Annotated in this window: 21 protein-coding genes; 3 read left to right on the top strand and 18 right to left on the bottom strand. The window is 63.3% G+C overall.

Annotated features, from left to right (window positions below; translation table 11 throughout):
- Positions 1–3: 3 nt before the first annotated feature.
- From ACZM22_RS01955 to ACZM22_RS01915, 9 genes are all read right to left on the bottom strand, one after another.
- Positions 4–630 (bottom strand): hypothetical protein, encoded by a 627-nt coding sequence (locus ACZM22_RS01955; protein ID WP_489542935.1) that lies wholly within the window; start codon positions 628–630, stop codon positions 4–6.
- A gap of 51 nt (positions 631–681) precedes the next feature.
- The gene (locus tag ACZM22_RS01950) at positions 682–3,372 is read right to left on the bottom strand and encodes a hypothetical protein (protein ID WP_489542934.1); all 2,691 of its coding nucleotides are present in this window, start codon (positions 3,370–3,372) and stop codon (positions 682–684) included.
- Positions 3,369–4,085 (bottom strand): TetR/AcrR family transcriptional regulator, encoded by a 717-nt coding sequence (locus ACZM22_RS01945; protein WP_489542933.1) that lies wholly within the window; start codon positions 4,083–4,085, stop codon positions 3,369–3,371. The genes ACZM22_RS01950 and ACZM22_RS01945 overlap by 4 nt, the downstream gene beginning before the upstream one ends.
- 230 nt (positions 4,086–4,315) lie before the next feature.
- Positions 4,316–4,879 carry an HdeD family acid-resistance protein gene (locus tag ACZM22_RS01940; protein WP_489542932.1) on the bottom strand — a complete coding sequence of 188 codons (564 nt, stop codon included), beginning with the start codon at positions 4,877–4,879 and terminating at the stop codon, positions 4,316–4,318.
- Between the two features lie 203 nt (positions 4,880–5,082).
- Positions 5,083–5,646 carry a TetR/AcrR family transcriptional regulator C-terminal domain-containing protein gene (locus tag ACZM22_RS01935; protein ID WP_483267821.1) on the bottom strand — a complete coding sequence of 188 codons (564 nt, stop codon included), beginning with the start codon at positions 5,644–5,646 and terminating at the stop codon, positions 5,083–5,085.
- A gap of 76 nt (positions 5,647–5,722) precedes the next feature.
- Entirely contained in the window at positions 5,723–7,123 is a 1,401-nt protein-coding gene (gltA, locus tag ACZM22_RS01930; RefSeq protein ID WP_483267820.1) for an NADPH-dependent glutamate synthase, read from the bottom strand.
- 1 nt (position 7,124) lies between these two features.
- Entirely contained in the window at positions 7,125–7,967 is an 843-nt protein-coding gene (locus ACZM22_RS01925) for a sulfide/dihydroorotate dehydrogenase-like FAD/NAD-binding protein (RefSeq protein WP_489542931.1), read from the bottom strand.
- 129 nt (positions 7,968–8,096) lie between these two features.
- Positions 8,097–8,750 (bottom strand): Crp/Fnr family transcriptional regulator, encoded by a 654-nt coding sequence (locus ACZM22_RS01920; protein WP_489542930.1) that lies wholly within the window; start codon positions 8,748–8,750, stop codon positions 8,097–8,099.
- A 5-nt stretch (positions 8,751–8,755) separates the two neighbouring features.
- On the bottom strand, positions 8,756–9,412 hold the full coding sequence (locus ACZM22_RS01915) for a phosphatase PAP2 family protein (RefSeq protein ID WP_489542929.1): 657 nt from the start codon (positions 9,410–9,412) through the stop codon (positions 8,756–8,758).
- A 200-nt stretch (positions 9,413–9,612) separates the two neighbouring features.
- Here ACZM22_RS01915 and tig point away from each other — a divergent pair, with 200 nt between their 5' ends.
- The gene (gene tig, locus ACZM22_RS01910) at positions 9,613–10,869 is read left to right on the top strand and encodes a trigger factor (RefSeq protein ID WP_489542928.1); all 1,257 of its coding nucleotides are present in this window, start codon (positions 9,613–9,615) and stop codon (positions 10,867–10,869) included.
- A 103-nt stretch (positions 10,870–10,972) separates the two neighbouring features.
- Here tig and ACZM22_RS01905 read toward each other — a convergent pair whose 3' ends face one another.
- The 3 genes from ACZM22_RS01905 to ACZM22_RS01895 all read right to left on the bottom strand — a co-directional run bounded on the left by ACZM22_RS01905 (position 10,973) and on the right by ACZM22_RS01895 (position 15,203).
- Positions 10,973–12,565: a peptide ABC transporter substrate-binding protein gene (locus ACZM22_RS01905; RefSeq protein ID WP_489542927.1), complete on the bottom strand. Its 1,593-nt coding sequence runs from the start codon at positions 12,563–12,565 to the stop codon at positions 10,973–10,975.
- 293 nt (positions 12,566–12,858) lie between these two features.
- Positions 12,859–13,863, bottom strand: a complete 1,005-nt coding sequence (locus ACZM22_RS01900; protein WP_483268213.1) for an aspartate-semialdehyde dehydrogenase — start codon at positions 13,861–13,863, stop codon at positions 12,859–12,861.
- Between the two features lie 17 nt (positions 13,864–13,880).
- The gene (locus ACZM22_RS01895; RefSeq protein WP_489542926.1) at positions 13,881–15,203 is read right to left on the bottom strand and encodes an aspartate kinase; all 1,323 of its coding nucleotides are present in this window, start codon (positions 15,201–15,203) and stop codon (positions 13,881–13,883) included.
- Positions 15,204–15,362: 159 nt separating this feature from the next.
- On the opposite strand from ACZM22_RS01895, the gene thrC reads away from it, so the two are divergent.
- The gene (gene thrC / locus ACZM22_RS01890; protein ID WP_489542925.1) at positions 15,363–16,829 is read left to right on the top strand and encodes a threonine synthase; all 1,467 of its coding nucleotides are present in this window, start codon (positions 15,363–15,365) and stop codon (positions 16,827–16,829) included.
- Positions 16,830–16,845: 16 nt separating this feature from the next.
- Positions 16,846–17,445, top strand: coding sequence for a bifunctional phosphoserine phosphatase/homoserine phosphotransferase ThrH (gene thrH, locus ACZM22_RS01885; RefSeq protein WP_489542924.1), 600 nt, complete (start codon positions 16,846–16,848; stop codon positions 17,443–17,445).
- A 64-nt stretch (positions 17,446–17,509) separates the two neighbouring features.
- Here the strand turns inward: thrH and ACZM22_RS01880 are convergent, their stop codons facing one another.
- The 6 genes from ACZM22_RS01880 to glgB all read right to left on the bottom strand — a co-directional run bounded on the left by ACZM22_RS01880 (position 17,510) and on the right by glgB (position 26,889).
- A complete protein-coding gene (locus tag ACZM22_RS01880) occupies positions 17,510–18,673 on the bottom strand; it encodes a DEAD/DEAH box helicase (protein ID WP_483268209.1) in 1,164 nt (387 codons plus the stop codon).
- Positions 18,674–18,772: 99 nt separating this feature from the next.
- Positions 18,773–21,190, bottom strand: a complete 2,418-nt coding sequence (locus tag ACZM22_RS01875; protein WP_489542923.1) for a glycogen/starch/alpha-glucan phosphorylase — start codon at positions 21,188–21,190, stop codon at positions 18,773–18,775.
- A 32-nt stretch (positions 21,191–21,222) separates the two neighbouring features.
- Complete coding sequence (gene glgA / locus ACZM22_RS01870) at positions 21,223–22,656, bottom strand: glycogen synthase GlgA (RefSeq protein WP_489542922.1); 1,434 nt, start codon at positions 22,654–22,656, stop codon at positions 21,223–21,225.
- Between the two features lie 26 nt (positions 22,657–22,682).
- Positions 22,683–23,795, bottom strand: a complete 1,113-nt coding sequence (gene glgD, locus ACZM22_RS01865; RefSeq protein ID WP_489542921.1) for a glucose-1-phosphate adenylyltransferase subunit GlgD — start codon at positions 23,793–23,795, stop codon at positions 22,683–22,685.
- The gene (locus tag ACZM22_RS01860) at positions 23,792–25,000 is read right to left on the bottom strand and encodes a glucose-1-phosphate adenylyltransferase (protein ID WP_489542920.1); all 1,209 of its coding nucleotides are present in this window, start codon (positions 24,998–25,000) and stop codon (positions 23,792–23,794) included. Before ACZM22_RS01860 ends, glgD begins: the two co-directional genes overlap by 4 nt.
- Positions 24,997–26,889, bottom strand: coding sequence for a 1,4-alpha-glucan branching protein GlgB (gene glgB / locus ACZM22_RS01855; RefSeq protein ID WP_489542919.1), 1,893 nt, complete (start codon positions 26,887–26,889; stop codon positions 24,997–24,999). The genes ACZM22_RS01860 and glgB overlap by 4 nt, the downstream gene beginning before the upstream one ends.
- Positions 26,890–26,959: the final 70 nt, after the last annotated feature.

Here is a 26,959-nt window from a genome sequence, read left to right as displayed (position 1 = left end):
CGCTCACTCCGCGTGCCGCCGCCTGCGGCGGATGGCAGCGCCTGCCAGGGCCATCGCCGCGCCACTGGCCGCAGCGATCCACAGGCCCACGGCGCCCTCATCCGCGGTCCGCGCCGACCGCACGCCGCCGGAGGCGCCGGCAGCCTCTGCCTTACCGATGCTGGCGTCCTCCTTGCGGATCTCCTGGGTGCCCGCCGCGTCGCGGAAGTACCGGCCGCAGTCCTCACATGTCCAGCAGGTGACATATCCCACCTGTGTCGGCGTGGCCGGACGGCCGTTCACCTTCACCAGCGCCGTATGGTTCTTGCTGTCCACCGCGCCGTAGGCCGCCCCGCAGGCGGCGCACACCGCCCGCTCCACGCAGGTGGCCATACCGCCGCTGCACCTCGCCGTCTCCGACTGCCGGCAGCCGTTCACGGTACACCTGCGGGTGTGCCGGTCGTTCCCGTCGGATGTCCACGCGCCCCACGTATGGCCGCTCTTTGCCGCCGTGACGGTATCGCCGCACACGGCGCACACCACCGCCGTGGTGCAGTCGCCGTCATCCGCCGCGCCGCTGTGCAGGCAGGCGTAGCCGCAGTCGCGGCACGCGCCGCCGGCCCAGTCATGGCCGCTCTCCGCCACGGTCACAGCGCCGCAGCAGCTCCACTTCTTCAGATGGCTGTCCGCCGTGGTGATCCACTACTCCTCCCCGCCTGACGCATGGTTGTCGGGATCAATGTCGCCGTAGCTCCTGCCGCAGTAATCGCACGCCGCCGGCTCGAGGCAGGTGGCCGTACCGCCGGAATGCACCGTCTCCAGCCCCTGCCACGCCAGCACCGGAATGCGCATACCGTTCTCCGCCAGCCGCTTGCTGCCGCAGTCGGTGTCCCACGGGTGCACGTCGTCACCGCGCCCCGCGATCAGCGCCTGCAGCACCGTGCCGTCGGCAAAGGCCGCGGCGGCCTTGGCTGTACCGCTGCCGCTGCCGCCCGTCAGATACCAGCAGTTCTCCACGATGCCCTCATTGGAGATGCTGCCGCCGGTGATCTCACCCACGTTATAGCAGTTCCGGATGGTGGCCGTGGTAAAGCCGTCCCGCATGTCGCCGACGATGCCGCCCGCCACATTGACGCTGCTGCCGTACCGGTCCTCCTCCTGGATGCTGCCCGTGTTATAGCAGTCCTGGATCAGGGACGCGTCGAAGCTCACGCCCAGAATACCGCCCATGCCATGGCGGCCCTCCGGACCTCTGCTGATGCCGCCGCTGATCGTCCCGGTATTCACGCAGCCCCGTATCGTTCCCTTGTCGCTCATGCCCACGATGCCGCCCACGCGGCCCATGGTGCCGATGTCGTCGTTAGGCGCGATGGTGCGGAGGGTACCGTCATTCCGGCAATTCTCGATGGTCCCGCTGCTGGAACCGGCAATTCCTCCGGCATTGATCTGGACCCCGCCCAAGGAGCCGTCCACCTTATTGAGGAGAATATCGCAGAGGTTCCGGCAGTTCCGGATCGCCGCGCCATTGGCCTCGCCTGCGATACCGCCCACATTGCCTCCGCCGACACCGTGGACATAGATATAGCCCGTCACGGTGACGTTCTGCACAACGGCGCTGCCCGTCAGCTGGGCGAACAGCCCGCTTGCGTGGGTATTCTCGGCATTTGTCGATACATACAGCCCCTTGATGGTATGTCCCTGCCCGTCAAACGTGCCGCCGTAGCCTTCCGGCGCCGTGGATGTCCGCTCATACTGCCCCATGGGTGTCCACTCAGACAGCCACATGCCGCTCTCGCCCCTGGTATACCTGCCGTTTTCATCGAAGGTGCCGTCGTTCAGTACGATGTCCGCCGTCAGCACGGCGCAGGCATCGCTGTTCAGCTTCCGCCCGTTGGCGCCGTTGACGATATCCCTGAACACCACCAGCTCCTCCGCATTTCCGATCTGATAAGGCTCCTCCGCCGTACCGCTGCCGCTCAGGCTGCGGCCCCACCACGCCATTAGGATCAGATCCCCCATCACAGGGGCGGAGAAGTCATACACGTCGGCACCGTTCAGCCGCCAGCCCAGCAGCTCGTGTCCCTCGCTGGTAGGGTCGGCGGGACGGGAGACTGCCTGTCCCCGCAGCACCCGCCGCGTCCCATCGGTGCTGCCGTACATGGTCAGGAACGTGACCTGGCACTTGGCGCTGGCCTTGATGGTGCCTCCGCTGCTGACGCTGGTCAGGAACACCGTGCGCTCGGCGTTGTAGCTGGCGTCGATGGTGCCCTCGTTGACGACACCGGCGCTGCCGCCGCAGTCCCGAATGGTGCCGCCGTCGGCGTACATGGTTCCCTCGTTATACACGCCGCCCGCGCCCAGCAGACCTCCGGCCGAGCAGTCGCGGATGGTGCCGCCCTTCATGGTAAATATACCCCCGTTATACACGTACACGCCGCCCGCGTCTCTGGCGCCGTAGAAGGGGCTGGAGCAGCCCATGATGGTGCCGCCGTTCATGGTAAATCTGCCGCCGGCGTTCACCACCACGCCGCCGGCGAAGCCTCCGCTGCCCATGGCGGGGACCTTACCGCCGGTGATGATGCCGCCCTTGACGGAGAAGTCGCTGTGCGTGCTCTCCGGATCGCTGTCATTCAGCTCCAGATAGCCGCCGTTCCCGATCCAGAACACGATGTTGCTGCCGTCGCTCCGGAGCACGTGGCCGTTCAGGTCCACGGGCACGTACCGGCTGACATTCAGTCTACTTCCCGTGAGCTGCACGTCCGCCGTCAGGATCACCTTGCTCACCTCGCTGTCCGCCAGTGCGGCGGCCAGTCCCTGCGCCGTGGTGACCTCGCGGTCAGCAGTGCCGAGGAAATGCGCGCCGTCCTCCCTGGTCACGCTGTTCACGATGCTGTCCATCACGCTCACATGTCCCTCGGACTTGATGATCAGGCTGTCCACCGCGCCGCCCCGCAGCTGCAGCGTGCCGCCGGTCTCCACCGTGACCTTGCCGTACCGGCCGCCGGTGATGGTGACATTGGCGTCACCGGCGATGATAAGCTCGCTCACCCGTTTCCCGTCAACCGCGGTGATGCTTTTCGCCGCCTTGTGGATGGTCAGAGGCTTCGAGACGTTCTGATAGATGGTCAGATCGCCTCCCACGTATTTCCCACTGGTATCCGCCAGCACCACCGGCAAACGCTCCTCTGTGTGGATGTATACCGTGACGGTCCCATCGGCCAGTGTCAGCGTAGCGCAGTTCTCCTCCGGGATTAGGCTGCCGCTGTAAAGCCGGACCTTCGCCCGGGTGTCCTCGCCCACGGTGTAGGCGTCGTCCGCCGCCAGCGCCTGCACCGGCAGCAGGCTCACCGCCATGCACAGTGCCATCAGGATGCTTACCAATCGTTTCCTCATGTGTTCTCCTCCCTTTCGCCGCAGGACGCGGCCCCCAGTTGAAAGTCGTAGCGCATCTCCAGCGCGTGAAACAGTCTCTCTATGGTACGCTGGCCCACGGCCCGCAGATCCATGGTCCGCAGGAAGGCCAGCGCCTGCTGGATCTCCTGCTCCGGCACCCCGTAGCCCCGCAGGCTCAGTGTCAAAAAGCACTCCAGCTTCTTCTCCAGCGTCAGCGCCCCGCCGCAGGGCTGGGCCATATAGCCCCGCATCAGTCCCGCCGACCCCAGCTCCAGCATGTAGAAATCCTCTGCCGTCAGCTGCGGCTGGTACGGTCCGAAGATGTCGTACAGCTCTCGGGCTGTCTCGCGGAAGATGTACTCCGACGCCTCCTTCTGGGTATAGGCCTCGATGTAGATCTCCCGCAGGTTCTCGTTGAGCTCCGTCAGCGTCAGCTGGATGGCCGTCTCCGCCGCGTACACGAACACCGGCGGCAGCGTGCCGCCGGCCACGCTGCGGGCCGCCCCGAACTGGCCGGAAAACATGAACGCCACCAGCTCCGACAGTACGCCGTCCTTGGCGCGGAAGATGTTCTGGAAGCTGCTGTTGGAGACCCCTGCCTTCCGGACGATCTCCGCCACCGTGGTCCGTTTGTAGCCCTGTTCCAAAAACAGCTTGACACATACGGCCAGTATCCGGCGCTTGGCCGGCAGACTGGCGTTGGTCAGCGCCATGGAGACCACCCCCCCCTTCTATTTCTGGCATATATGCCATTATAGTAACATGCCGCCCCCCGCCTGCGCAAGCACTTTCTAATGGTTTTTTACTTTTCGGCAAAATCACGGTCCTTTTTTCAAAAATTGGATATCCGTCCCCTGTTCGCGCACAAAACGCTCTCCCCCCCCTGCGTAAAAAGAGTACCGGCGCACCCTGCGGTGCGCCGGTACTCTTTCCCTTTTTTCTCTCACTCGATCTCGAAATCGTCTGTCTCGATCACGTCCGGCTGCTGATGCCGCACCACCTTCACGGCGCACAGCGCCACGCTGAGGTTCAGTGCGCCGTCCAGCAGCAGCGACACGCCCATCAGCATCACCAGTGCCTGAGCCCCCTCGGTGGGCCGCAGCACCAGCAGCAGTCCGATGACGCCTGTGAGCACTGCCAGCGCCAGTACCAGCCACCACTGGGGAATACCGAATCGCCTGGCGTCCACGGCGATCTGGATCTTGAACAGGCCGTCCGCCAGCACGGGGATACCAAACATCACGCACAAAAAGCTCATGGCCTCCCCGGGGTGGCACAGGGCGATGATGCCCACAGCGATGAGCAGGCTCCCGAAGGCCAGGTCGTACTGAAACGCCAGCCGGAACAGATCCTTGGAGAAGTATCCGCCCAGCTTGATGGCCCCGCACACCACCATACCGATGCCCAGCGCCCTGCCGATCCACGGCACGCACCGCTCCGACATCACCAGCAGCACCGCGCCCAGCACGCAGAACAGCACCGACACCACGATATATCCGGTTTTCACGGCCCACAGCGGCCCCGTTGATCTCACATTCCGCACAACTTGCATCTCCCTTCGCGCGTTCCGCGCCTTTCTTTTTGTCATGCCCCATGATACCGCGCCGCCGCGCTCTGCGGTACGGGCAGAAAAAAGAGATGCCCGAAATTCGGACATCTCCCTGTATACGTCTGATTTTTGGGCAAAGCGGACCGTTTGTCTGTCGCCGCTCACAGCTGCCGGTTGTTGCTGTGAGCCACGATAAGCTCCGGCACGCCGCGGCACAGCTGGAGCATCCGCTGCAGGTCGCTCAATGACTCCTCCTTCATGCCGCCGCTGACCCAGTCGATCCACACGCCGAACAGCTGGCACTTCATGAACTGCACCACCACCCGCCGGTCGCCGCCGGAGATGCTGGCATCGGAGAACACGGTGGTGAGATACGTATCCACCACGTACTCGCACAGCCGCATGGTGTCCTGCAGGAACATATCCCGATTGGCGGAGTTGAAAATGTGCATCACAGCGCGGCGGTTCTCCCGTGCCGTGTGGAACGCCACGGAGAAGCATTCCTCCATGGAGGAGATGGTCGGGTACTGCCGGATCAGCTCATCGGTCTGCTCCGTCACGATCTCCCCCAGCAGGGAGGGAATATCCTGAAAGTGGTAGTAGAAGGAGTTGCGGTTGATACCGCAGTCCTCCACGATGTCGCGGACGCTGATCTTACTCAGCGGCTTCTGGTTCAGCAGCTTCATGAACGACGCCTTGATGGCCTGCTTCGTGAAATTCGCCACGGTGCTCCTCCTGTTCTCAGCGGTACAAAGCCCGCCCTACGGCTGTTCGCCGAGGGCGGGCCGTATGTAGTCCCTTTTATTTGGCGCTCAGGTACTCGTCGATGGACTTGGCGCCCAGCTTGCCTGCGCCCATGGCCAGAATGACGGTAGCCGCACCGGTGACGGCATCGCCGCCGGCGTACACGGCCTGACGGGAGGTAAGGCCCTCCTCGTTGACGATGATGCCGCCCTTCTTGTTGACCTCCAGGCCCTTGGTGGTGGACTTGATCAGCGGGTTGGGGCTGGTGCCCAGAGACATGATGACAGCGTCCACCGGCAGGTCGAACTCGCTGCCCTTCTTCTCCACGGGACGGCGGCGGCCGGAGGCATCCGGCTCACCCAGCTCCATCTCCACGCAGGTCATGGACTTCACGCAGTCCTGCTCATCGCCGTTGATCTGCACGGGATTGTTCAGCGTCTTGAAGATGACGCCCTCCTCGATGGCATGCTCCACCTCCTCATGACGGGCGGGAAGCTCCTCCATACCGCGGCGGTACACCACGTACACCTCGGCGCCCAGGCGCTTGGAGCAGCGGGCTGCGTCCATAGCCACGTTGCCGCCGCCCACCACGGCCACGGTCTTGCCCTTCAGATCCATGATGGGCGTGTCGCTGTCGGGCAGGTACGCCTTCATCAGGTTGATGCGGGTCAGGAATTCGTTGGCGGAGTAGACGCCCTTCAGGTTCTCGCCGGGGATGTTCATGAACATGGGCAGACCGGCGCCGGAGCCGATAAACACGGCCTCAAATCCGTTCTCCTCCATGAGCTCGTCGATGGTGATGGTGCGGCCCACCACGGTGTTGGTCTCCACCTTCACGCCCATGGCCTTCAGACCGTCCACTTCCTTCTGGACGATAGCCTTGGGCAGACGGAACTCGGGGATGCCGTACACCAGCACGCCGCCGGCCAGATGCAGTGCCTCAAATACCGTGACCTCATAGCCCTTCTTGGCCAGGTCGCCGGCGCAGGTCAGGCCCGCGGGGCCGGAGCCGATGACCGCCACCTTGTGGCCGTTGCTCTCGGGCTTGGCAGCGGCCTCGGTGCTGTGGGCGTTGTGCCAGTCAGCCACGAAGCGCTCCAGACGGCCGATGCCCACGGGATCGCCCTTCTTGCCGCGGACGCAGTGCATCTCGCACTGGCTCTCCTGGGGACATACACGGCCGCACACGGCGGGCAGGGAGCTGGTCTGATGGATGACCTGATATGCGCCCTCATAGTCCTTCTCCACGATCTTCTGAATAAACTCGGGGATGCGCACGTTGACGGGACAGCCGTCCACGCAGGGATGGTTCTTACAGTTCAGGCAGCGGGCGGCCTCGTCCAGCGCCTGCTCCTCAGTGTAGCCCAGCGCCACCTCGAGGAAGTTCTTGTTGCGGACCTGAGGGTCCTGAGAAGGCATCTCGTTCTTATCCAAACGCATGTTGATCTTGCCAGCCATCTTACTTTACCTCCTGCTTGAACAGATTGCAGACTTCCTCGTGCTTATGCACCTCGAAGTCGTGGTACATCTGGTTGCGCTTCACGGCCAGATCCCAGTCCACCTTGTGGCCGTCGAAGTCGGGGCCGTCCACGCAGGCGAAACGGGTCTCGCCGCCCACGGTAAGGCGGCAGCCGCCGCACATGCCGGTGCCGTCGATCATGATGGGGCTCATGGACACGGTGGTGGGCACGCCGTAGGGCTCGGTGGTCTTACAGACGAACTTCATCATGACCATGGGGCCGATGGCGAAGATCTCGTCATACTGATTGCCCTCGTCCAGCAGCTGCTTCAGCGCCTCGGTAACAAGGCCCTTCTGGCCGTAGGAGCCGTCGTCGGTGCAGACCTTCAGCACAGAGGAAACCGCCTTGAACTTATCCTCCAGAATGACCACGTCCTTGCTCTTGAAGCCCACCACAGCGTGGACCTCTGCGCCGCAGTCATGGTACTTCTTCAGCACGGGGTAGGCGATGGCGCAGCCCACGCCGCCGCCGACGACACAGACCTTCTTCTTGCCCTCCGTCTCGGTGGGGCGGCCCAGGGGACCCACGAAATCGTGGAGACAGTCGCCCTGCTGCTTGTGGCTCAGCTTCTCGGTGGTAGCGCCCACGGTCTGGACGATAATGGTCACGGTGCCCTTTTCGCGGTCATAGTCGTGGATCGTAATGGGGATGCGCTCGCCCTTCTCATCCACACGCAGGATAATGAACTGGCCCGGCTCCGCCTTCTTGGCGACCATAGGCGCTTCGATCTCGTACAGGATCACAGTGGGCTTCAGCGCTTCTTTTCTAACGATGCGATACATACATCACGGCTCCTTCTTCTCTAATGTTCGGTGTCCGGCATAGTGGATCACTGTCACGGCATACCCGTTCTCCGCTTTATTGTAACACCAACCGGCAGACCCGTCAATCTTCATTTGCCGGAAAACGGCTCAGACCCTCTGCTGCAGCAGGACTTTCCGGCCATGGACATCCACCAGTTCCTCCTGCCGCATCTTCTTCAGCTCCCGCATCATGGCGCTGCGGTCCGTGGAGATATAGTCCGCCAGCGCACTGAGGGAAAACGGCAGCAAGAACTCCCCGCTGCGGTTTTTGGCGGCCATCAGCGAGAAATAGCACATCAGCTTGTCCCGTATGCTGCGGCGGCTCAGCACCTCTACCCGCTCATACAGAGACGTGGCCTTCTCTGCCACCAGCTGGAACATGTTCTCCACCACCTGTGTGTGGTGGGTGCAGGCTTTTTCGCACCGCTTCGTCACCTGGTCGGCGGCCATGAACCACACGCGGCAGGCGGTCTCCGCCACCACGGTGATGCTGTCGCCGGCCACATTCTCGAACATCAGCATCTCCCCGAACACGCCGCCGCTCTCCAGCCGCTCCAGAATGGTGCGGCTTCCCTGCTGGTCGATGCGCTCGATGACCGCTGCGCCCTCCGCCAGCACGCCCACCATGTTCCGCCCCGCGCCAAAGTCGTATATCACCTCGTCGGCGCGGAAGCTGACCTCCCGCATGTCAAAGCAGGTACGCATGGCCTGCTGGGACTCCTCGCTGATCCCGCGGAACAGCGGGGATGCGCCGATCTCCATTGCTTTTACGCCTCCCTTCTCAGGCGGCGGGACCGCCGCCTGCCTATGATACCGTATACGATATAGTTGCCCAGAAATCCCACCACAAGGCCCGCCAGCACGTCGATGACCGCATGCTGCTTGATGAACACGGTGGATGCGATGATCAGAACGCCGTACACCGCAGTGCTCCACCGCCACGCCCGCTTCTTCAGCCCTCTGGTGTGCCATATGGCGAACCATGCGTCAATGACGCCCACCACGTGGACGCTGGGGAACACGTTGGTGTTGGTGTCCAGCGAGTAGGTGTAGGCCACCAGGTCGCAGAAGATGTTGTCCCTGGGCATCACAGCGGGCCGCAGGTCCTGCCCGTTGGGGATCAGGGCGCAGATGAGCGTGCTGAACAGAAACGTGATCATGATGCTCCACATGTACCGCCGGAAGCCCTCGCCATCCTTGAGGATGAGGTAGATTCCCAGAATAAACAGCAGTACGCTCCAGCTGGCGTAGATGGGGGCAAAGCCCTCCAGAAACGGGATCTTGTAGTCGATGGGCAGCTGGGTAGCCCAGTAGTTGTCGGTGATAAAGTGCTCAATGGTGAAGAATATGCCCAGATAGACAGGCAGAAACAGCCCCCACCATATGTGCGGATGGTCGTGGATAAACGTCTTGATGCGCTGCATAGAAACCTCCCACAGGATGATAGTCGTGTCCCGTATTGTAGCAGATGCCCCCGCCGCAGGCAACCGTTTTGTGATAAATGTCACAATAATTTTACAAATCCGTCATTCTCCCGGAAGTGTCTGACAGGCTTGCCATCCGCCGGTGGGTATAGTATACTGATGATAACAGGCAGCTTTTGCCGAAAGAAGGAGGACCTCCCATGGAGATCAAAAAACGCGAGAACATTCCGGAAAACCGCCAGGTGCGCCTGACCGTAGCCGTGGACCGCGGCACATGGCAGGACGCGCTGATGCACTGCTACAACGGCATCAAGGCCCTGTGCCCCGTGGAGGGCGAACCCACCCGCGAGAAGATCGAGGCCGTCTACGGCAGCGATTTCCTGTATCAGGAGGCCGTCAACGAGACGTATCCCCAGGCGCTGGTGGATGCCATCGGACAGGAGGACATCTCCATCGCCGGCACCCCCACCCTGACGGTGGAGGACATTGGCCCGGATGGCTTCACCTTTACCGCTCTCATCGACCTGTACCCCGAGGTAAAGCTGGGCCAGTACAAGGGCCTCAGCGCCGTGTACCCCCAGGCGGAGCTGTCCGAGGAGGACACCCAGGCCGCGCTGGAGGAGTACGCCCGCGCCCACATGACCGAGGAGCATCCCGACCGTGCCGCCATGGGCGACGAGGTGGTGCTGGACTTTGAGGGCTTCGTGGACGGTGTGGCCTTCGAGGGCGGCAAGGGTGAGAGCTATCCCCTGCTGCTGGGCAGCGGCTATTTCATCCCCGGCTTTGAGGAGCAGGTGGCCGGCGCCCGTACAGGCGAGGAGCGGGATATCCATGTGACCTTCCCCACCGCCTACACGCCGGAGCTGGCGGGCAAGGACGCCACGTTCCACATCAAGGTCCATGAGATCACCCGCCGCTCCATGCCCACGCTGGACGACGCATTTGCCAGGGCGCAGGGCTTTGAGGAGCTGTCCCACCTGCGCCGCAGCGTCATGGAGCAGGCGGTGGCCAAAAAGCAGTCGGAGGCCGCAGAGCAGTTCGCCAACGACCTGATCGGTCAGGTGCTGGCAGGCATGGAGGTCGAGCTGCCCGACGCCATGGTGGAAAACCAGCTGGACGGCCTTATTCAGGAGCTGCGCGGCCATCTGGAGAGTCAGGGTGTGCAGCTGGAGCAGTATCTGGAGTCCAGCGGCACCTCCATGGAGGACCTCCGCGCCCACGCGCGGGAGCAGGCCGCCGGCGCCGCCCGCTTTGAGCTGGCCATGACGGAGATCGCCCGTCTGGAGGGTATTGACGTCACCGACGACGACGTGGAGCAGAAGTACGCGGAGCTCTCCGCCCAGTACCAGCTGTCCCGCGACCTGCTGCGCCAGCAGCTGCCGCCCCTGCGCCTGCGCCACGACCTGAAGCTGGCCCGCGCCCAGGCTGTGGTGGTGGACTCCGCCCGCCGCAAATAACATCTCCGCCACACGCAAACAGCACCCCGCAGACACACGCATCATCCCGCACGAAGCAAGCACCCCGCAGGCAATGCCTGCGGGGTGCTTGCTTCTATCTTCCTTATGACGCGTGGGTCACGCCGCCGAAGTACCAGTTCCCCAGCCCGTCGGGCACCGCGCCCAGCACACCGTCGCGGATGACGCAGGGCTGCGTCCTGCCGTACAGCGGGATGACGTACCCCGTCTCCAGCAGCAGCTGCTCTGCATCCCGCAGGTAGGCGTCCTCCGCCTCCTGGGAATTGCTGGTGGCCGCGATCTTCATCAGAATGTCGTAGGCGTTGAGGTACAGCATGCCGTAGTTTCGCATGTCCGTACTGCGCCAGGGGTCCAGATAGGCAGCCGCATCGTTGTTGCAGGCCGTCATCTCCATCAGCGCGATCACGAACTCGCCGTTCGCCAGCCGCTGCTTCAGCTCGAAGCTCTCCAGCCCCACCAGCTGCACCTTGATGCCCAGCCGTGCCTCCCAGAGCTGCTGGAGCTGCTGGGCCGCCTGAGCCTGGGTCGATGTCCGGTCATATGCCAGCGTCACCGTGTCCAGCGCGCTGAGGCTCACGGCGTTGCTGTACCCCGCCTGCCGCAGCAGCGCCAGCGCACCCTGACACCGCTCCTCGTACTTGTCCGGATCGTTGTCGATCCGTGTGCCGTTGACCACGCGGAACTCCTCCCCGCTGGCGGTAAGGATGCCGTAGGGCACCAGTCCCTCCGCCGCCGTGTAGTCCTGCCCCATGGCCTCCGCCACCGCATTGCGGTCGATGACCAGACTCAGCGCCCGCCGCAGCTCACTGCGGCTCATGCTGGTGGCCATCTGGTTCAACAGCAGGATGCCCACCGTGGGGTCGCCGCCCTGCTGGGCGTCCTCCCCGCCGGCCCCGATGACGATATCCACCTTTCCGGCACTGGCGTCCGCCGCCTGCCGGTCCTTCAATTGGATGTCGATGCGATCCGGCCCCAGCCGCTTCACGTCGTAGTACGCCGCACGGGTGTGCAGCGTCAGCCGCGTACTGTCGCTCCAGTCGCCGGTGCGCTCGTAGGCGCCGTTGCCCATGAACCACAGGCTGCTGACGCTCCAGTTGTCGTGGCCCGTCACCGCCTTCTCCTGCACCGGCATGGTGACTGCCGACGTGCAGGTGCTCTCGATGAACGACGGGTAGCTGCCGCTGAGCACCACCACCAGCGTGTGGTCATCCGGTGCCGACACCTGCAGCGCCTCGGTATCGCCCAGCACCGCCTTGTCGTACCCCGCCACCATGGCCAGCGCATCGGCGTTGGGGCTGTTGGTCTCAGGGTCCACCAGCCGCCGCCAGGCGTACACGAAGTCGCCGGCCGTGACGGCGCTGCCGTCAGACCATTTCGCGTCGGTACGCAGCTGGAACGTATACGTCACCGTGCCGTCCAGCGCCGTCTCCTCGGTGTAGCTGCGGGCCACGGCGTGAACCGCGCCCTCGGCGCTGGGCCGCATCAGGTTCTCAAACACATGCTTGACCACGGTGCGCTCCGCCGGCGTCACCGCCTGAGCGGGGTCCATAGTCCGCACCGTGCCGGTCATCACCACCGACAGCTTCTCCTCATCGTTGGGGTCCTCGCCGCAGGCTGCCAGCAGCACCGTCATACAAAGGGCCAGCAGCAGCGCCGCCGCCCGTCTCCAATTTCTCATAGGCTGTTCCTCCGTGGGGTCGTTTTCTGCCATTATATCCGGTTTCGCCGAAAAAGTAAAGCTGTCCCCCCAAATGTGCATCCGGCCAGAGGTCTCGGAGGGAAGGATCGTGTGAAAGGGAACCGTCAGGGTTCCCTTTCGCGTTTCGTCACCCGCCGCAGCGACCAAAATCGCAAAATCAGCAATTGCCCTGATTTTGCGATTTTGCAAGCAGCAAGCCGGGAAGCCCATGCGGACTTTCCGGCTTGCTGAGCCGCCCGAAGGCGGCTTTACTTTCGATGTCCGATATTCCCTTACTCCTGCACCAGCAGCTGGGCGATCTGCACGGCGTTGGTGGCCGCGCCCTTGCGCACCTGATCGCCGCAGCACCAGATGTTCAGACCGTTGTCGCTGGTGAGGTCGTCGCGGATGCGGCCCACGAACACCAGATCCTGATCGCTGGTCTCCAGCGGCATGGGATAGCGCTTGTTGGCCAGATCGTCCACCAGACGGCACCCCGGTGCCGCCGCGATCAGCTGCCGCGCTCGCTCCACGGAGATCTTCTCTCTGGTCCGCACCACGATAGACACGCTGTGGCTCCGCACCACCGGCACCCGCACGCAGGTGCAGCTGACCTTCAGCTCCGGCAGGTGCATGATCTTGCGCCCCTCGTTCTGCATCTTCATCTCCTCGGAGGTGTAGCCCTCGAAGGCCTCGCCGCCGATCTGGGGAATGACGTTATAGGCGATCTGGTACTGGAACACCTTAGGCTCCACCGGCTCGCCCTGGCCCAGCCGCTCCACCTCGTTCAGCAGCTCGATGGGGCCGCCGGCTCCCGCACCGGACACCGCCTGATAGCTGGAGGCGATGATGCTCTCGATGGGGCTGTCCTGGTTCAGGGCGTTGATGGCCACCAGCGACACGATGGTGGTGCAGTTGGGGTTGGCGATGATGCCCTTATGCTTCCTGGCGTCCTCGGGGTTGATTTCAGGAATGACCAGCGGCACATCGGGGTCCATGCGGAACGCGCTGGAGTTGTCCACAAACACGGCCCCCGCCTTGACGATGGCCGGCGCAAACCTCTTGGCGATGTCGTTCTCCGCCGCGCCCAGCACGATGTCCATGCCCTTGAAGGCCTCATCGCAGGCCAGCTCCACGGCGATGTCCTGTCCCTTCCAGGGCAGCAGCTGCCCCACGGACCGTTCCGACGCCAGCAGGTGCAGCTCTGCCACGGGGAAATCCCGCTCCGCCAGGATCTTCATCATCTCGCGGCCCACCGCACCGGTGGCGCCCAGGATCGCAACTTTATACTGTTTCATGGATAGCTCCTCCTTTTTTATTTCACAAAGCTGTCGTACAGCGTGCGGATGGCCTTCTCAAAGTCAGCTCCGTCCACGCCCACGATAATGTTCAGTTCCTCCGGCCCCTGGGTGATCATGCGGATGTTGATGCCGTTTTCACCCAGCTTGCCGAAGATCTTGCCGGAAGAACCGGGCTGGAACGCCATCTTCCGGCCCACGGCCGCCACGATGGCCATGCCGTCGGTAAGGTGCAGGCTGTCGGGCTTTATCTCCTTCTCCAGGTCGCCCATGGCCTGATACAGATACGGTGAGGACTTGCCGGTCTCCACCACCAGCGACACGCTGTCGATGCCGGAGGGCAGATAGTCCACATTGATGTTGTACCGCTCCAGCACCTCCAGGATGCGGCGCACCGCCCCCAGCTCCGAGGACATGCCGTTCTTGGTGAGGGTGATGACGGAGAAGCCCTTCTTCCCGGCGATGCCGGTGATCATGCTGCCGGAGGTGCGCTCCGTCTCCGACTCCTCGAAGGTCTCCCGGATCATGGTGCCCGGATGCTCCGGCTGGTTGGTGTTGCGGATATTCAGGGGGATGTTCTTCTCCCGCACCGGCGACACCGTGCCTTCGTGGAGCACCTGTGCGCCGATATAGCTGAGCTCGCGGAGCTCGGCGTAGGTGATGCGCTCGATGGGCTTGGGGTCCTTGACGATCTTGGGGTCCGCCATCAGGAAGCCGGACACATCCGTCCAGTTCTCGTACACGTCGGCGTCCAGCGCCGCCGCGGCCAGTGCGCCGGTAATGTCGCTGCCGCCGCGGGAAAACGTGTGGACGCTGCCGTCGGGCATGGCCCCGTAGAATCCCGGAATGACCACCCTCCGGCCCGACGCGGCGCGGCGCAGGTTCTCATAGCTGGCCTCCTGGTCTACCGTGCCGTCCAGCTTGAACTTCAGCCACAGGGAGCTGTCCAGAAAATCAAAGCCCAGATAGTCCGCCATCAGCTCCGCCGCGAAGTACTCGCCGCGGGATACCAGCTCATCGGCGCTGATGCCCTTGTCCATCTTCTCCCGCAGGGCGGCAAACTCCGCCTCCAGCGGAGTCTTCAGCCCCAGCGCGTCGCGGATGGCCACATAGCGGGAGCGGATCATATCATAGATACCGTCGCAGCTGACGCCGTACTGCAAATGTGCGTGGCACAGATACAGCAGGTCCGTGATCTTGTGGTCGTTCTTCTCCCGCTTACCGGCGGCGCTGACCACCACCACGCGGCGGCTGTCGTCAGCCCTCACAATGTCCCGTACCTTGGCGAACTGTTTTTCGTCCGCCATGGACGAGCCGCCGAATTTCAATACTTTCAACATATTTTTGCCTCATACTTCCGGAATTTTTGCAGCAGCACTTTTATCATGGCGACAAATTGTTTGCATTTGTCCGCGAGATAAAAACACTTGCTTTTTTGTTGGCGACAGTGTATCATAGCGTCATCAGAAATGCAAGAGAAATTTTGGAGGACTTTTCCTATGCTGTACCATAGTACCCGTAACGCCGACCTGACCGCTCCCTCCACCCACGCGGTGCTGGAGGGCATCGCCCCCGACGGCGGCCTGTATATCTGTGATCCCGCCCAGCTGCACTTTGACTGGCAGGGCGCTCTGAAGCTGGACACCATGGACATGGCCGCGAAGATCCTGTCCGCACTGCTGCCGGACTTCTCCGATATGGATGACATTGTCCGTCGGAGCTATGCCGGCAAGTTCCCCACCATGGACCTGACCCCGCTGGTGCCCGTGGGCGGCAGCTATGTGCTGGAGCTGTACCACGGTCCCACCTCCGCCTTCAAGGATGTGGCCCTGTCGGTGCTGCCCCGCCTCATCGGCGCCGCCGCCAGGGCCGAGGGCATGACCGGCGACGTGGTCATCCTCACCGCCACCTCCGGCGACACCGGCAAGGCCGCGCTGGAGGGCTTCCACGACGTGAAGGGTACCCGCATCATCGTGTTCTACCCCGAGGGCGGCGTCTCCGCCGTCCAGCAGGCCCAGATGGCCACCCAGACAGGTGACAACGTGAAGGTCTGCGCCGTCCGCGGCAACTTCGACGACGCCCAGACCGGCGTGAAGCAGGTGTTTGCCGCCTGTCAGGGCAAGGACCTTCACGGAGCCATGCTCTCCTCCGCCAACTCCATCAACATCGGCCGTCTGGCCCCCCAGGTGGTGTACTATTTCCGCTCCTACGCGGATCTGGTCAAAAGCGGCCGCATCCGGGTGGGCGACAAGGTAAACTACGTGGTGCCCACCGGCAACTTCGGCGACATTCTGGCGGGTTATTTTGCCAAGTGCATGGGCCTGCCCGTGGGCCGTCTGGTCTGCGCCAGCAACGCCAACGATGTGCTGACGGAGTTCATCTCCACCGGCCGCTACGACCGCCGCCGCCCCTTCTACAAGACCACCTCCCCCTCCATGGACATTCTGGTGTCCAGCAATCTGGAGCGTCTGCTGTTCCTGCTGTCCCGCGACCCCGCCTATGTGGCGGAGCTGATGCGTCAGCTGCGGGAGGACGGCGTCTACCAGCTGTCTGACCGGCTGCTGGCCCAGCTGAAGCAGGACTTCTCCTGCGGCTGCTGCGACGACAAGGGCGCCGCCGATGTCATCGGCCGCCTGTGGCGGGAGCAGCACTATCTCTGCGACCCCCACACCGCCGTGGCCTGGTCCGTGGCGGAGCAGCTCAGCGAAGAACTGCATGATACCGGTGCCCCGACGGTGGTGCTGTCCACCGCCTCGCCCTACAAATTCCCTGCTGCGGTGCTGTCTGCGCTGGGCCGGGAGACGGGCGAAAATGAGTTCTTCATGATGAACGAGCTTTGCCGCATTTCCGGCGTCCCCATCCCCCGGAATCTGGCAGGGCTGGAGGGCCGTCCCGTGCTGCACAAGGACGTGATCGACAAGGATGCCATGCTGGACTATGTGCTGGCAGAGGTACTGAAAAAGTGAGAAAGGAGCCGCTTTTATGAATATTGTATGCTTGGATATGGAGGGCGTTCTGGTTCCCGAGCTCTGGATCGCCTTTGCTGAGGAGAGTGGCGTCCCCGAGCTGCGACGCACCACCCGCGACGAGCCGGATTATGACAAGCTCATGCGCTGGCGCATCAGTCTCTTGCGCGAAAAAGGTTTGAAATTGCATCAGATTCAGGACGTTATCGCCAAAATCGACCCCCTTCCCGGCGCAAAAGAGTTTCTGGACGAGCTGCGCAGCGTGGCCCAGGTGGTGATCCTCAGCGACACGTTCGATCAGTTCGCTATGCCCCTGATGAAGAAACTCGGATACCCCACTTTGTTGTGCAATACCCTGGAAATTGACGAAAACAGATACATTTCCCGTCATCTGATGCGGTGCGAGCACTCCAAGCTCACCACCGTCAGGGCCCTTCAGTCCATGGGCTACGACACCATCGCCAGCGGCGACAGCTACAACGATATGGAGATGATCCTCCACAGCAAGTACGGTTTCCTGTTCCGCACCACGGACAAGATCAAGGCTGAATATCCCCAGCTGCCCGCTTTTGAGCACTACGACGACCTGCTGGCCGCCATCAAAGCAGTCCTGTAACGCCCCCTGAAGCAAAAAGAAAGTCCTCCGCGCAGAGCGCGGAGGACTTTCTTTTTGTGATAGGTCACTTTTTCTCCGTAGGGGTCACATGGCCGTTTTCATCCACTGCGGCAGGCGTGATCTGGCTGCGGGTGTTGCGGGCGATGTCGTCCAGCCGCATACGGCTGGGGAAGTCGCTGAGCAGCGTGTACGCCACGCCGTGCTTTTTGGCGCGGCCCGTCCGGCCGATGCGGTGGACGTAGTACTCGTTCTCCTCCGGCACCTCGTAGTTGAACACGGCGTCCACATCGTCCACGTCGATGCCGCGGCTGGCCACATCCGTTGCCACGAACACCCGGAGCTTTCCGTCGCGGAACCGCTGCATGACCTCCTCCCGCTTGCGCTGGGGGATGTCGCCGTGGATGCACTGGGCGTCCACGCCCCGCATCTGCAGGAACTTGGTGAGCCGCTCGGTGCTGCCCTTGGTGTTGCAGAAGCAGATGACCCGCTCGTAATTCTCGCAGTTCAGGATACGCACGATGGCGTCCACCTTGCCGTCGGACGGCACCTCCAGCCGGTACTGGAGGATGTCGGGCTTATTCTCCTTGGTGGCCTGGACCGTGATCTCCTCGGGGTCCCGCTGGTACACCCAGGAGATGTCCATGACTTCCCGGGAGATGGTGGCGGAGAACATACCCAGATTCCTGCGGTTGGGGATCTTGTCCAGAATGCGGGTAACATCGTGGATAAAGCCCATATCCAGCATCCGGTCCGCCTCGTCCAGCACCACGGTAGTCACATCCTTCAGCGTCACGGTACGGCGCTTCATGTGGTCGCTGAGGCGGCCCGGGGTGGCCACCACGATCTGGGGACGGCGCTTCAGGGCGTCGATCTGCTTGCCGATGGGCTGGCCGCCGTAGAGGCAGACCAGGCGCACGCCCTCGTGGCACACGGCGATATCCCGCATCTCGTCGGTGATCTGCATGGCCAGCTCGCGGGTGGGGGCCAGGATGACGGCCTGCACCGCCTCGCTCTCGGGGTCGATGCGCTCAATGATGGGAATGCCGAAGGCCATGGTCTTACCGGTACCGGTGGGTGCTTTTGCGATGACGTCCTTCCCGGCCAGCATGGGCGGGATGCAGCCGGCCTGCACCGGCGTACTGACGGTATAGTGCTTATTGCGAATGGCGCGCATGGTGGCCTCTGACAGGCCAAAGCTCTCAAACGGTGCGCCCTGTGTGACTTCCATATCCGTATCCTCGTGTTTCCATATAATCTCCATGTTAGTATACCATGCCTGTCAAGTGACAGAAAAGAGGGGACCGCGGCGCGGTCCCCTCTCCGGGCTTTATTTCTTATACGGCACGTGCCAGATGGTATCGGCATACTGGGCGATGGCCCGATCGGCGGCGAAGATGCCGCTGCGGGCGATGTTCAGCAGGCTCATACGGTTCCACTGTGCGCGGTCGCCGTAGGTGCGGCTCATACGCTCCTCGGCGTCGCAGTAGGCGGCGAAATCCGCCAGCACCATATACTGGTCAGCGGGGCCGTCCCCGCCCATTACCAGCCGCTGCCAGATGTCCTCGTAGGTGACACCGTCGCCGAAGCCGGTCTTGAGCTGATCCACCACGCGGCGCAGCACAGGGTCCCGCTGGTACAGCAGCTGGGGATCATAGGTATGGCGCAGGTGGGCCACCTCATCGGCCTTCAGGCCGAACAGGAACATATTCTCATCTCCCAGCACCTCGTGCATCTCCACGTTGGCACCGTCCAGCGTACCCACAGTCAGGGCGCCGTTCATCATGAACTTCATATTTCCGGTGCCGCTGGCCTCCTTGCCGGCGGTGGATATCTGCTGGCTCACCTCGCTGGCGGGCATCAGCATCTCCGCCAGAGAGACGCGGTAGTTCTCCAGGAACACCACCTGCAGCTTGTCCTTGCAGATGGGATCGCGGTCGATCTGGGCGGCCAGGGAGTTGATAAGGTGGATGATGCGCTTAGCCACGGCGTAGCCCGGAGCGGCCTTGGCGCCAAACAGGAAGGTCTGGGGCCGCATATCCATGTTGGGATCATCCTGAAGCCGCTGGTACAGATAGATGATGTGCAGCACGTTCAGCAGCTGGCGCTTGTACTCGTGGAGCCGCTTCACCTGCACGTCGAAGATAGCGTCGGTGTTCAGCACCACGCCCTGCTGCTTCCTGGCGTAGGCGGCGAAGGCCAGCTTATTCTGGTGCTTGATCTCCTCCAGCCGCCGGAGCACCGATGCGTCGTCGGCATAAGCCTCCAGCTTTTTCAGCTCCTGAGGACGGGTGAGGTAGCCATCGCCGGTGAGGTCGCAGATCAGGTCGTTAAGGCCGCGGTTGATCTGGGGCAGCCAGCGGCGGTGGTCGATGCCGTTGGTGACGTTCTTGAACTTGTCGGGCATCATCTGGCAGGCTTCCTTGAACACGTCCTTGCGCAGGATCTCGGAGTGCAGGGCCGATACGCCGTTGACGGCCATAGTACCCGCCAGGCACAGGTTGGCCATGCGCACGTGGCCGTCCCAGATAATGGCCAGCTTGGCGGTCTTGGCGGGATCGTGGAAATAGTCCTCCACCTGCCGCTGCCAGCGGTGGGCGATCTCCTGCAGGATCTGCCAGATGCGGGGCAGCAGCGTCTCAAACAGCTGCTGCGGCCAGACCTCCAGCGCCTCGGCCATCACCGTATGGTTGGTGTAGGCCACGCAGTGGGTGACGATGTGCCACGCCTCGTCCCAGTCCAGGCCCGCGTCGTCCACCAGGATGCGCATCAGCTCAGGGATCACCAGCGCGGGGTGGGTGTCGTTGATCTGGATGACGTTCTTCTCGTGGAAGTTCTTCAGGGTGCCGTAGTTCTCGATGTGCTTGCGGGTGATGGACTGCATGGTAGCGGAGACGAAGAAATACTGCTGCTTCAGGCGCAGGGACTTGCCCTCGTAGTGGTTGTCCTCGGGATAGAGCACCTGGCTGATAGCGTCCGCCATGGCTCGCTCCTCCGACGCCTGCAGGTACTGGCCCTGACTGAACAGCTTCATGTCGATGGGCTTGGGGCTGCGGGCCTGCCACAGGCGCAGGGTGTCGACGTGGTCGGTGTCGTAGCCGGCGATCTCCATGTCGCAGGGCACGGCCATAACGCGGGTATAGTCCTCGTGGACCACCATCAGGTGGCCGTTATCCCAGCGGGTGCGGACCTTGCCGCCGAAGTGGACCTCCTCCGCCTCCTGGAGCTTGGGCAGGAGCCAGGCGTCGCCCAGCTGCATCCAGTCGTCCGGAAGCTCCACCTGCTGGCCCTCCACGATCTTCTGCTTGAAGATGCCCAGCTCGTAGCAGATGGAGTAGCCCGCGGCGGGGATCTCCAGCGTGGTCATGCTGTCCAGATAGCAGGCGGCCAGACGGCCCAGACCGCCGTTGCCCAGGCCGGCATCCGGCTCGATCTCGAAGATATCGGCGGCCTTGAAGCCCAGCTCGTCGATGGCGGCGGCCAAATCGTCCAGCAGCTCCAGATTGTAGGCGTTTTTCATGAGGCTGCGGCCCATCAGGAATTCCATGGACAGGTAGTGTACCTTCCGCTGGCCCTCATGGGCGGCCTTCTCGCGGGTCTGCACACCGTGCTCGGCCATAATGTCCCGCAGCACCATAGCGCAGGCCTTCATCATCTCGCCATCGGTGGCCTGCTTCTCGGTACAGCCGTAGTTCAGGCGCAGCTTCTGGATAATGGCTTCTTTCAGGGTATCTTTGGTATACGTCATAAACAATGATCCTCCGTATGAGCAGCCGGGCGTCAGCCCAGCAGTTTTTCGTAGATATGGCGGTATTCGCCGGCGCTGCGGGCCCAGCTGAAGTCCGCCGTCATGCCCCGCCGCCGCACGGTGTCGAAGCCGGCGCGGTCGCCGCGGTACAGGCCGGTGGCCTGCCCGATAACATCCAGCATGGCGCCGGCGTCATAGCGTTCGAACAGGTAGCCGGTGCCGTCCTCCTGCCCTACCTGACAGGATCTCACCGTGTCCGCCAGCCCGCCGGTGCGGCGGACGATGGGCACCGCGCCGTAGCGCATGGCGATCATCTGGCTCAGGCCGCAGGGCTCGCTGCGGGAGGGCATCAGGAACAGATCACAGCCCGCGTAGACGCGGCGGGCCAGATCCTCGGCGTAGGTGATCTGGGCCGACAGGCGGCCGCCGTACTCCCACGCCTTGCCGCGGAAGAAGTCCTCGTAGCGGCTCTCGCCCTTGCCCAGCACCACCAGCTGGCAGCCGGTGGCCATGATGCCGTCCAGCCCCTGCTCCACGATATCCAGGCCCTTGTGGCCCACCAGACGGCTGACGATGCCCATCAGCGGTGTGTCCGGCTCCTGCGCAAGGCCCAGCGATGCTTGCAGAGACGCCTTGCAGGCGGCCTTGCCCGCCATGTGGTCCACGCCGTAATTCTCCGGCAGGGCGGGATCATGGGCGGGGTCGTAGCCCGCCACGTCCAGCCCGTTCACCACGCCGGAGAACTTTCCGTCGATCATGCGCACCACACCCTCCATGCCCTCGGCATAGGCGGCGTCGTGAAGCTGGGCGGCGTAGGTGGGGCTGACGGTGGTAACAGCGTCGGACACCAGCATGGCGCCCTTCATCAGGTTCACATCGCCGTCCATCTGGAGGGTGCCGTCGTTGTACCAGCCGCGATCCAGCCCGAACAGCTGGTCCACGGTGTCCGCGCCGTAGCGTCCCTGATACTCGATGTTGTGGATCGTGAACACCGTGCGGATGCGGCGCACCGCCTCCCAGCGGGTGCAGACATCCTTAAGATAGATGGGCACCAGCGCCGTCTGCCAGTCGTTGCAGTGGAGGATGTCGGGCATCCAGTCCAGACTGGGCATCAGGTCGATGACCGCCTTGCAGAAAAAGGCGAAGCGCTCGCCGTCGTCGTACTCGCCGTACAGCGCGCCGCGGCAGAAATAGTGCTCGTTGTCCACGAAGTACCATGTCACGCCGTCCTTCTCCAGCGAGAACAGGCCGCAGTACTGATGGCGCCAGCCCAGGTCCACGTAGATGTAGCGGCGGAAGGTCATCTGCTGCCGCCACTGCTGGCCGATCTGGCCATACAGCGGCAGGATCACCGCCACCTGGTCGCCGTTTCGGGCCAGTGCAGGGGGCAGGCTGCCCGCCACGTCCGCCAGTCCGCCGGTCTTGCAGAAGGGGAATGCCTCGCTGGACACATACAGGATCTTCATACCGCAGCTCCTTTCTCCGGCAGCGCTCAGACTGTGCTGCCCTTGGCGATAACGATGGGATAGTGCTCGTGACCCATCAGCGTCACATTGTCGCTCACGGTCACGTGTTTGTCGGTGATGACGCTGCGCAGCACCGCGCCGCTTTTCACCACCGTATCCTTGAACAGGATACAGTTTTCCACGCTTGCCCCCTTTTCAATGCGCACATTCCGGAACAGAATGCAGTTTTTCACGCTGCCCTGAATGTCGCAGCCGTCGGCGATCAGGGAATTGACACAGGGGCCGCTGGGGTCGATATAGCTGGAGGGGGAGTCGTTTTCCTTGCCGTACACCGGACGCTCAGGGCAGAACAGGGCCTGCCGCAGGGTGGGGTCCAGCAGCTCCATGCTGCGCTGGTAATAGCTCTGGACGCTGTTGATGCGGGCGGCGTAGCCATCGTAGACATAAGCGTGGAAGTGATAGCGCTTCCCCATCTCCCGCAGGATGCTGCGGTGGAAGCTGAACTGATTGCGGCTGGCGCACTCCGTCACCATTTGCAGCAGCAGTTCCTTGCTGAGAACGAACATATTCAGGCAGCGGCAGCCCATGGGGGCGAACACGTCATAGACGGTGTCGGTGATGCGGCCGGAATCGTTCACCGTGAAGTAGGTGTCCGACACGTCGCCCGGAACGGTGGTACACACCGCCGTCATGTCCGCGCCGCTGTCGATATGGCGGCGCAGCACGTCCTCCAGCGGCAGGTTGATGACCAGATCGCTGTCCGACAGCAGCACGTAATCCTGCCGGATGCCCTTGAGGTAGTTCATGACGCCGGCCAGGGCCTCCACCTTGCCGCGGTACTGGCCGCCCGCGCCCCGCTTTTCGTTGTAGGCAAAGGCGGGCAGCAGCGTCAGGCCGCCGTGGTTGCGGCTGAGATCCCAGCTCTTGCCGGAGCCCAGATGATCCAGCATGGACTGGCACTTGCCGTGCATGATGACGCCCACGTCTGTGATACCGGCGTTGACCATGGCGGAGAGCACGAAGTCGATGACCCGATAGTCTCCGGCAAAGGGGATGGAGCCGTGGATGCGGTCGGCGATGAGCTCCCGCAGGTCCGTCCGCTTTTCATAGGAGAAGATGATCCCGTGCATACCTTTCATGGCCGTACCTCCTTGCCGTTGGCTCCCAGCATCATTTTCGGCTCCACCACGCCGCCGTCGGGGACGGCGGTGTGGGGTCCCAGCACGGCAATGCCCCAGCGGTCGAAGTCCACGCTGCCCGGGGTGCCGCCCACCACCGCATTCTTCCCCACATGGCAGCCCTCGCCCACGATGGCATAGGACACCCTGGCTCCCGCCTCGATGACGGCGTTGGGCATCACCACGGAGTAGGACACCTGCGCCCCCTCCGCCACGGAGGAGCCGTAGCTCAGGACGGTGTTCTTCACCTCGCCCAGAATGGTGCAGCCCTTGGCCACGGCGCTGTTGCCGATGTCGCCCTCCGGCCCCACGAACGTGGGCGGGCAGTTGGGGGTGCGGCCGTAGATGGGCCACTTTTTGTCCAGCAGGTTCAGGCCCGAGCCCGGGGACAGCATATCCATGTTGGCGTCCCACAGGGAGTCCAGCGTGCCCACATCCTTCCAGTAGCCCTCGAAGCGGTAGGCCGCCATGGTCTCTCCCGCCGAGAGCATGGCAGGGATGATATTCTTGCCGAAGTCGTTGTCGCTGTTGGGGTCCGCCTCATCGGCGGCGAGGTACGCCTTCAGCTTGCTCCAGGTGAAGATATAGATGCCCATGGACGCCAGATTACTCTTGGGCTCCTTGGGCTTTTCGGCGAATTCGGTGATGCGGTCCTGCTCGTCCACGGACATGATGCCGAAGCGGCTGGCCTCCTCCCAGGGCACCTCCATGACAGAGATGGTGCAGGCAGCTCCGGCCTCCTTGTGGCGGCGGAGCATGTCGGAATAGTCCATCTTATAGATGTGGTCGCCGGACAGCACCAGCACGTACTCCGGATCGTACAGGTCCACAAAGCCGCGGTTCTGGTAGATGGCGTTGGCCGTGCCCTTATACCAGACGGCGCCGGTGGCGGACTGGTAGGGCGGCAGGATGTGGACGCCGCCGGACATGCGGTCCAGCTCCCAGGGCTGGCCGCTGCCGATGTAGCTGTTCAGCTCCAGCGGGCGGTACTGGGTGAGCACGCCTACCGTGTCGATGCCGGAGTTGGTGCAGTTGGACAGAGGAAAGTCGATGATGCGGAACTTGCCGCCGAAGGGGACGGCGGGCTTGGCCATATTGCCGGTCAGGACGTAGAGTCTGCTTCCCTGTCCGCCGGCCAGCAGCATGGCCACACATTCTTTCTTCATGCTTGCGTACCTCCTGCTTCCTCTTTTTTCCGTTTCCGTTTGCCGTGGCCCCGCAGGATCACCGCGCCCAGCGGCGGGATGGTCAGAGCGATGGACTGCTCCCGCCCGTGGGACGGGACAGCCTCCACGGCGATGGGGCCGTCGGCGCAGACGCCGCTGCCGCCCCAGCGGATATCGTCCGTGTTGAAGATCTCCTCATAATACGCATGGTCCGGCACGCCGAAGCGGTAGTTTTCCCACGGCACCGGCGCGAAGTTCACCGCGCAGATCAGCTCGTGCCCCCTCCGGTCGCGGCGCAGGAACACCAGCACGTTGTTGTGATTATCGTCGGCCACCAGCCACTCAAAGCCCTCCCAGCTGCGGTCGTTCTCCCACAGGCTGCGGTTCCGGCGGTACAGCCGGTTCAGCTGGCGGATGCACTCGTGGGTGCCGCGGCAGGCGGGGTCGTCCAGCAGATACCAGTCCAGCTGGCCCTGAAACGCCCACTCGTGCCACTGGCCCAGCTCCGTGCCCATGAACAGCAGCTTCTTTCCCGGGTGGCACAGCATGTAGGCGTAGAATCCCCGCACGCCCGCCAGCTGCCGCCAGTCATCGCCGGGCATCTTGCCCCGCAGGGAGCCTTTCATGTGTACTACCTCGTCGTGGGACAGGGGCAGCACGTAGTTCTCGGAAAAGGCGTAGATCATGGAGAAGGTCACGTCCTTGTGGTGGAACTGGCGGAAATAGGGGTCCATCTTCAGATAGTGGCACAGGTCGTTCATCCAGCCCATGTTCCACTTCAGGTTGAAGCCCAGTCCCCCCTGCTCCGGCGGGTACGTCACCAGCGGCCAGGCCGTGGACTCCTCCGCCACCATCAGGGCGCTGCCATCTACGGCAAAGGCCGTGCGGTTCAGCGCCCGCAGGAACTCGATGGCTTCCAGATTCTCCCGCCCGCCATGGCAGTTGGGGCGCCACGCGCCGCCCTGCCGGTCGTAGTCCAGATACAGCATGGACGCCACCGCGTCCACCCGCAGGCCGTCGATGTGGTACTCCCGCAGCCAGTAGGCCGCGGAGGACAGCAGGAAGCTACACACCTCGGGCTTGCCGAAGTCAAACACCCGCGTGCCCCATCCGGCGTGCTCCCATTTCAGGGGATCGCCATACTCGTACAGGCAGGTGCCGTCGAACTCAATGAGCCCGTGGCTGTCCTTGCAGAAGTGGGCGGGCACCCAGTCCAGAATGACGCCCAGCCCCGCCTGATGCAGGGCATCCACCAGCGCCATGAAGTCGTGAGGCGTTCCGTAGCGGCTGGTGGGAGCGAAGTAGCCGGTACACTGATACCCCCAGCTGTCGTCCAGCGGGTACTCCGTCACCGGCAGCAGCTCCACAAAGTTGTAGCCCATGCTCCTGACGTAGGCGGGCAGCTGGCGGGCCAGCTCACGGTAACTGAGGCTGGTGCCGTCCTCATGGCGGCGCCAGGAGCCCAGATGCACCTCGTAGATCAGCAGCGGGCCGTTCACCGGCGGCTCCGCCGCGCGCTTCTCCCGCCACGCCCCGTCGTGCCAGCCGTAGTCCGACAGGTCGTACACCTTGCTGTCGGTGCCCGGGCGGGTCTGGGCGTGGAACGCGAAGGGGTCAGCCTTCCACACGGTGCGGCCATCCGCGCCGGTGACGACGTACTTATAGGCATCGTACACGGCGGCGTTCTCCGCCGTCAGGGACCACACGCCGTCCTCGTCGCGGTGCATGTCCGCGCCCTGCCAGCCGTTGAAGTCGCCGGCCAGCGCCACATGGCGGGCATGGGGCGCCCAGACGCGGAAGGTGTAGCCCTGCGGGGCGGGGTGCGCGCCCAGATATGTATACGCGCTGTCCCAGCTCCCGCCGCGGAAGCGCTCCATCTCCTTGGTCATGACCTCTCTCCTTTTCCCGCACCATATCACATCCGCCGCGCCGATGGCGGCGAAACAGGGCGGAGATGTC

The sequence above is a fragment of the Vescimonas sp. genome, from assembly GCF_057856985.1.
This window is presented reverse-complemented; position numbering and strand designations above follow the sequence as displayed.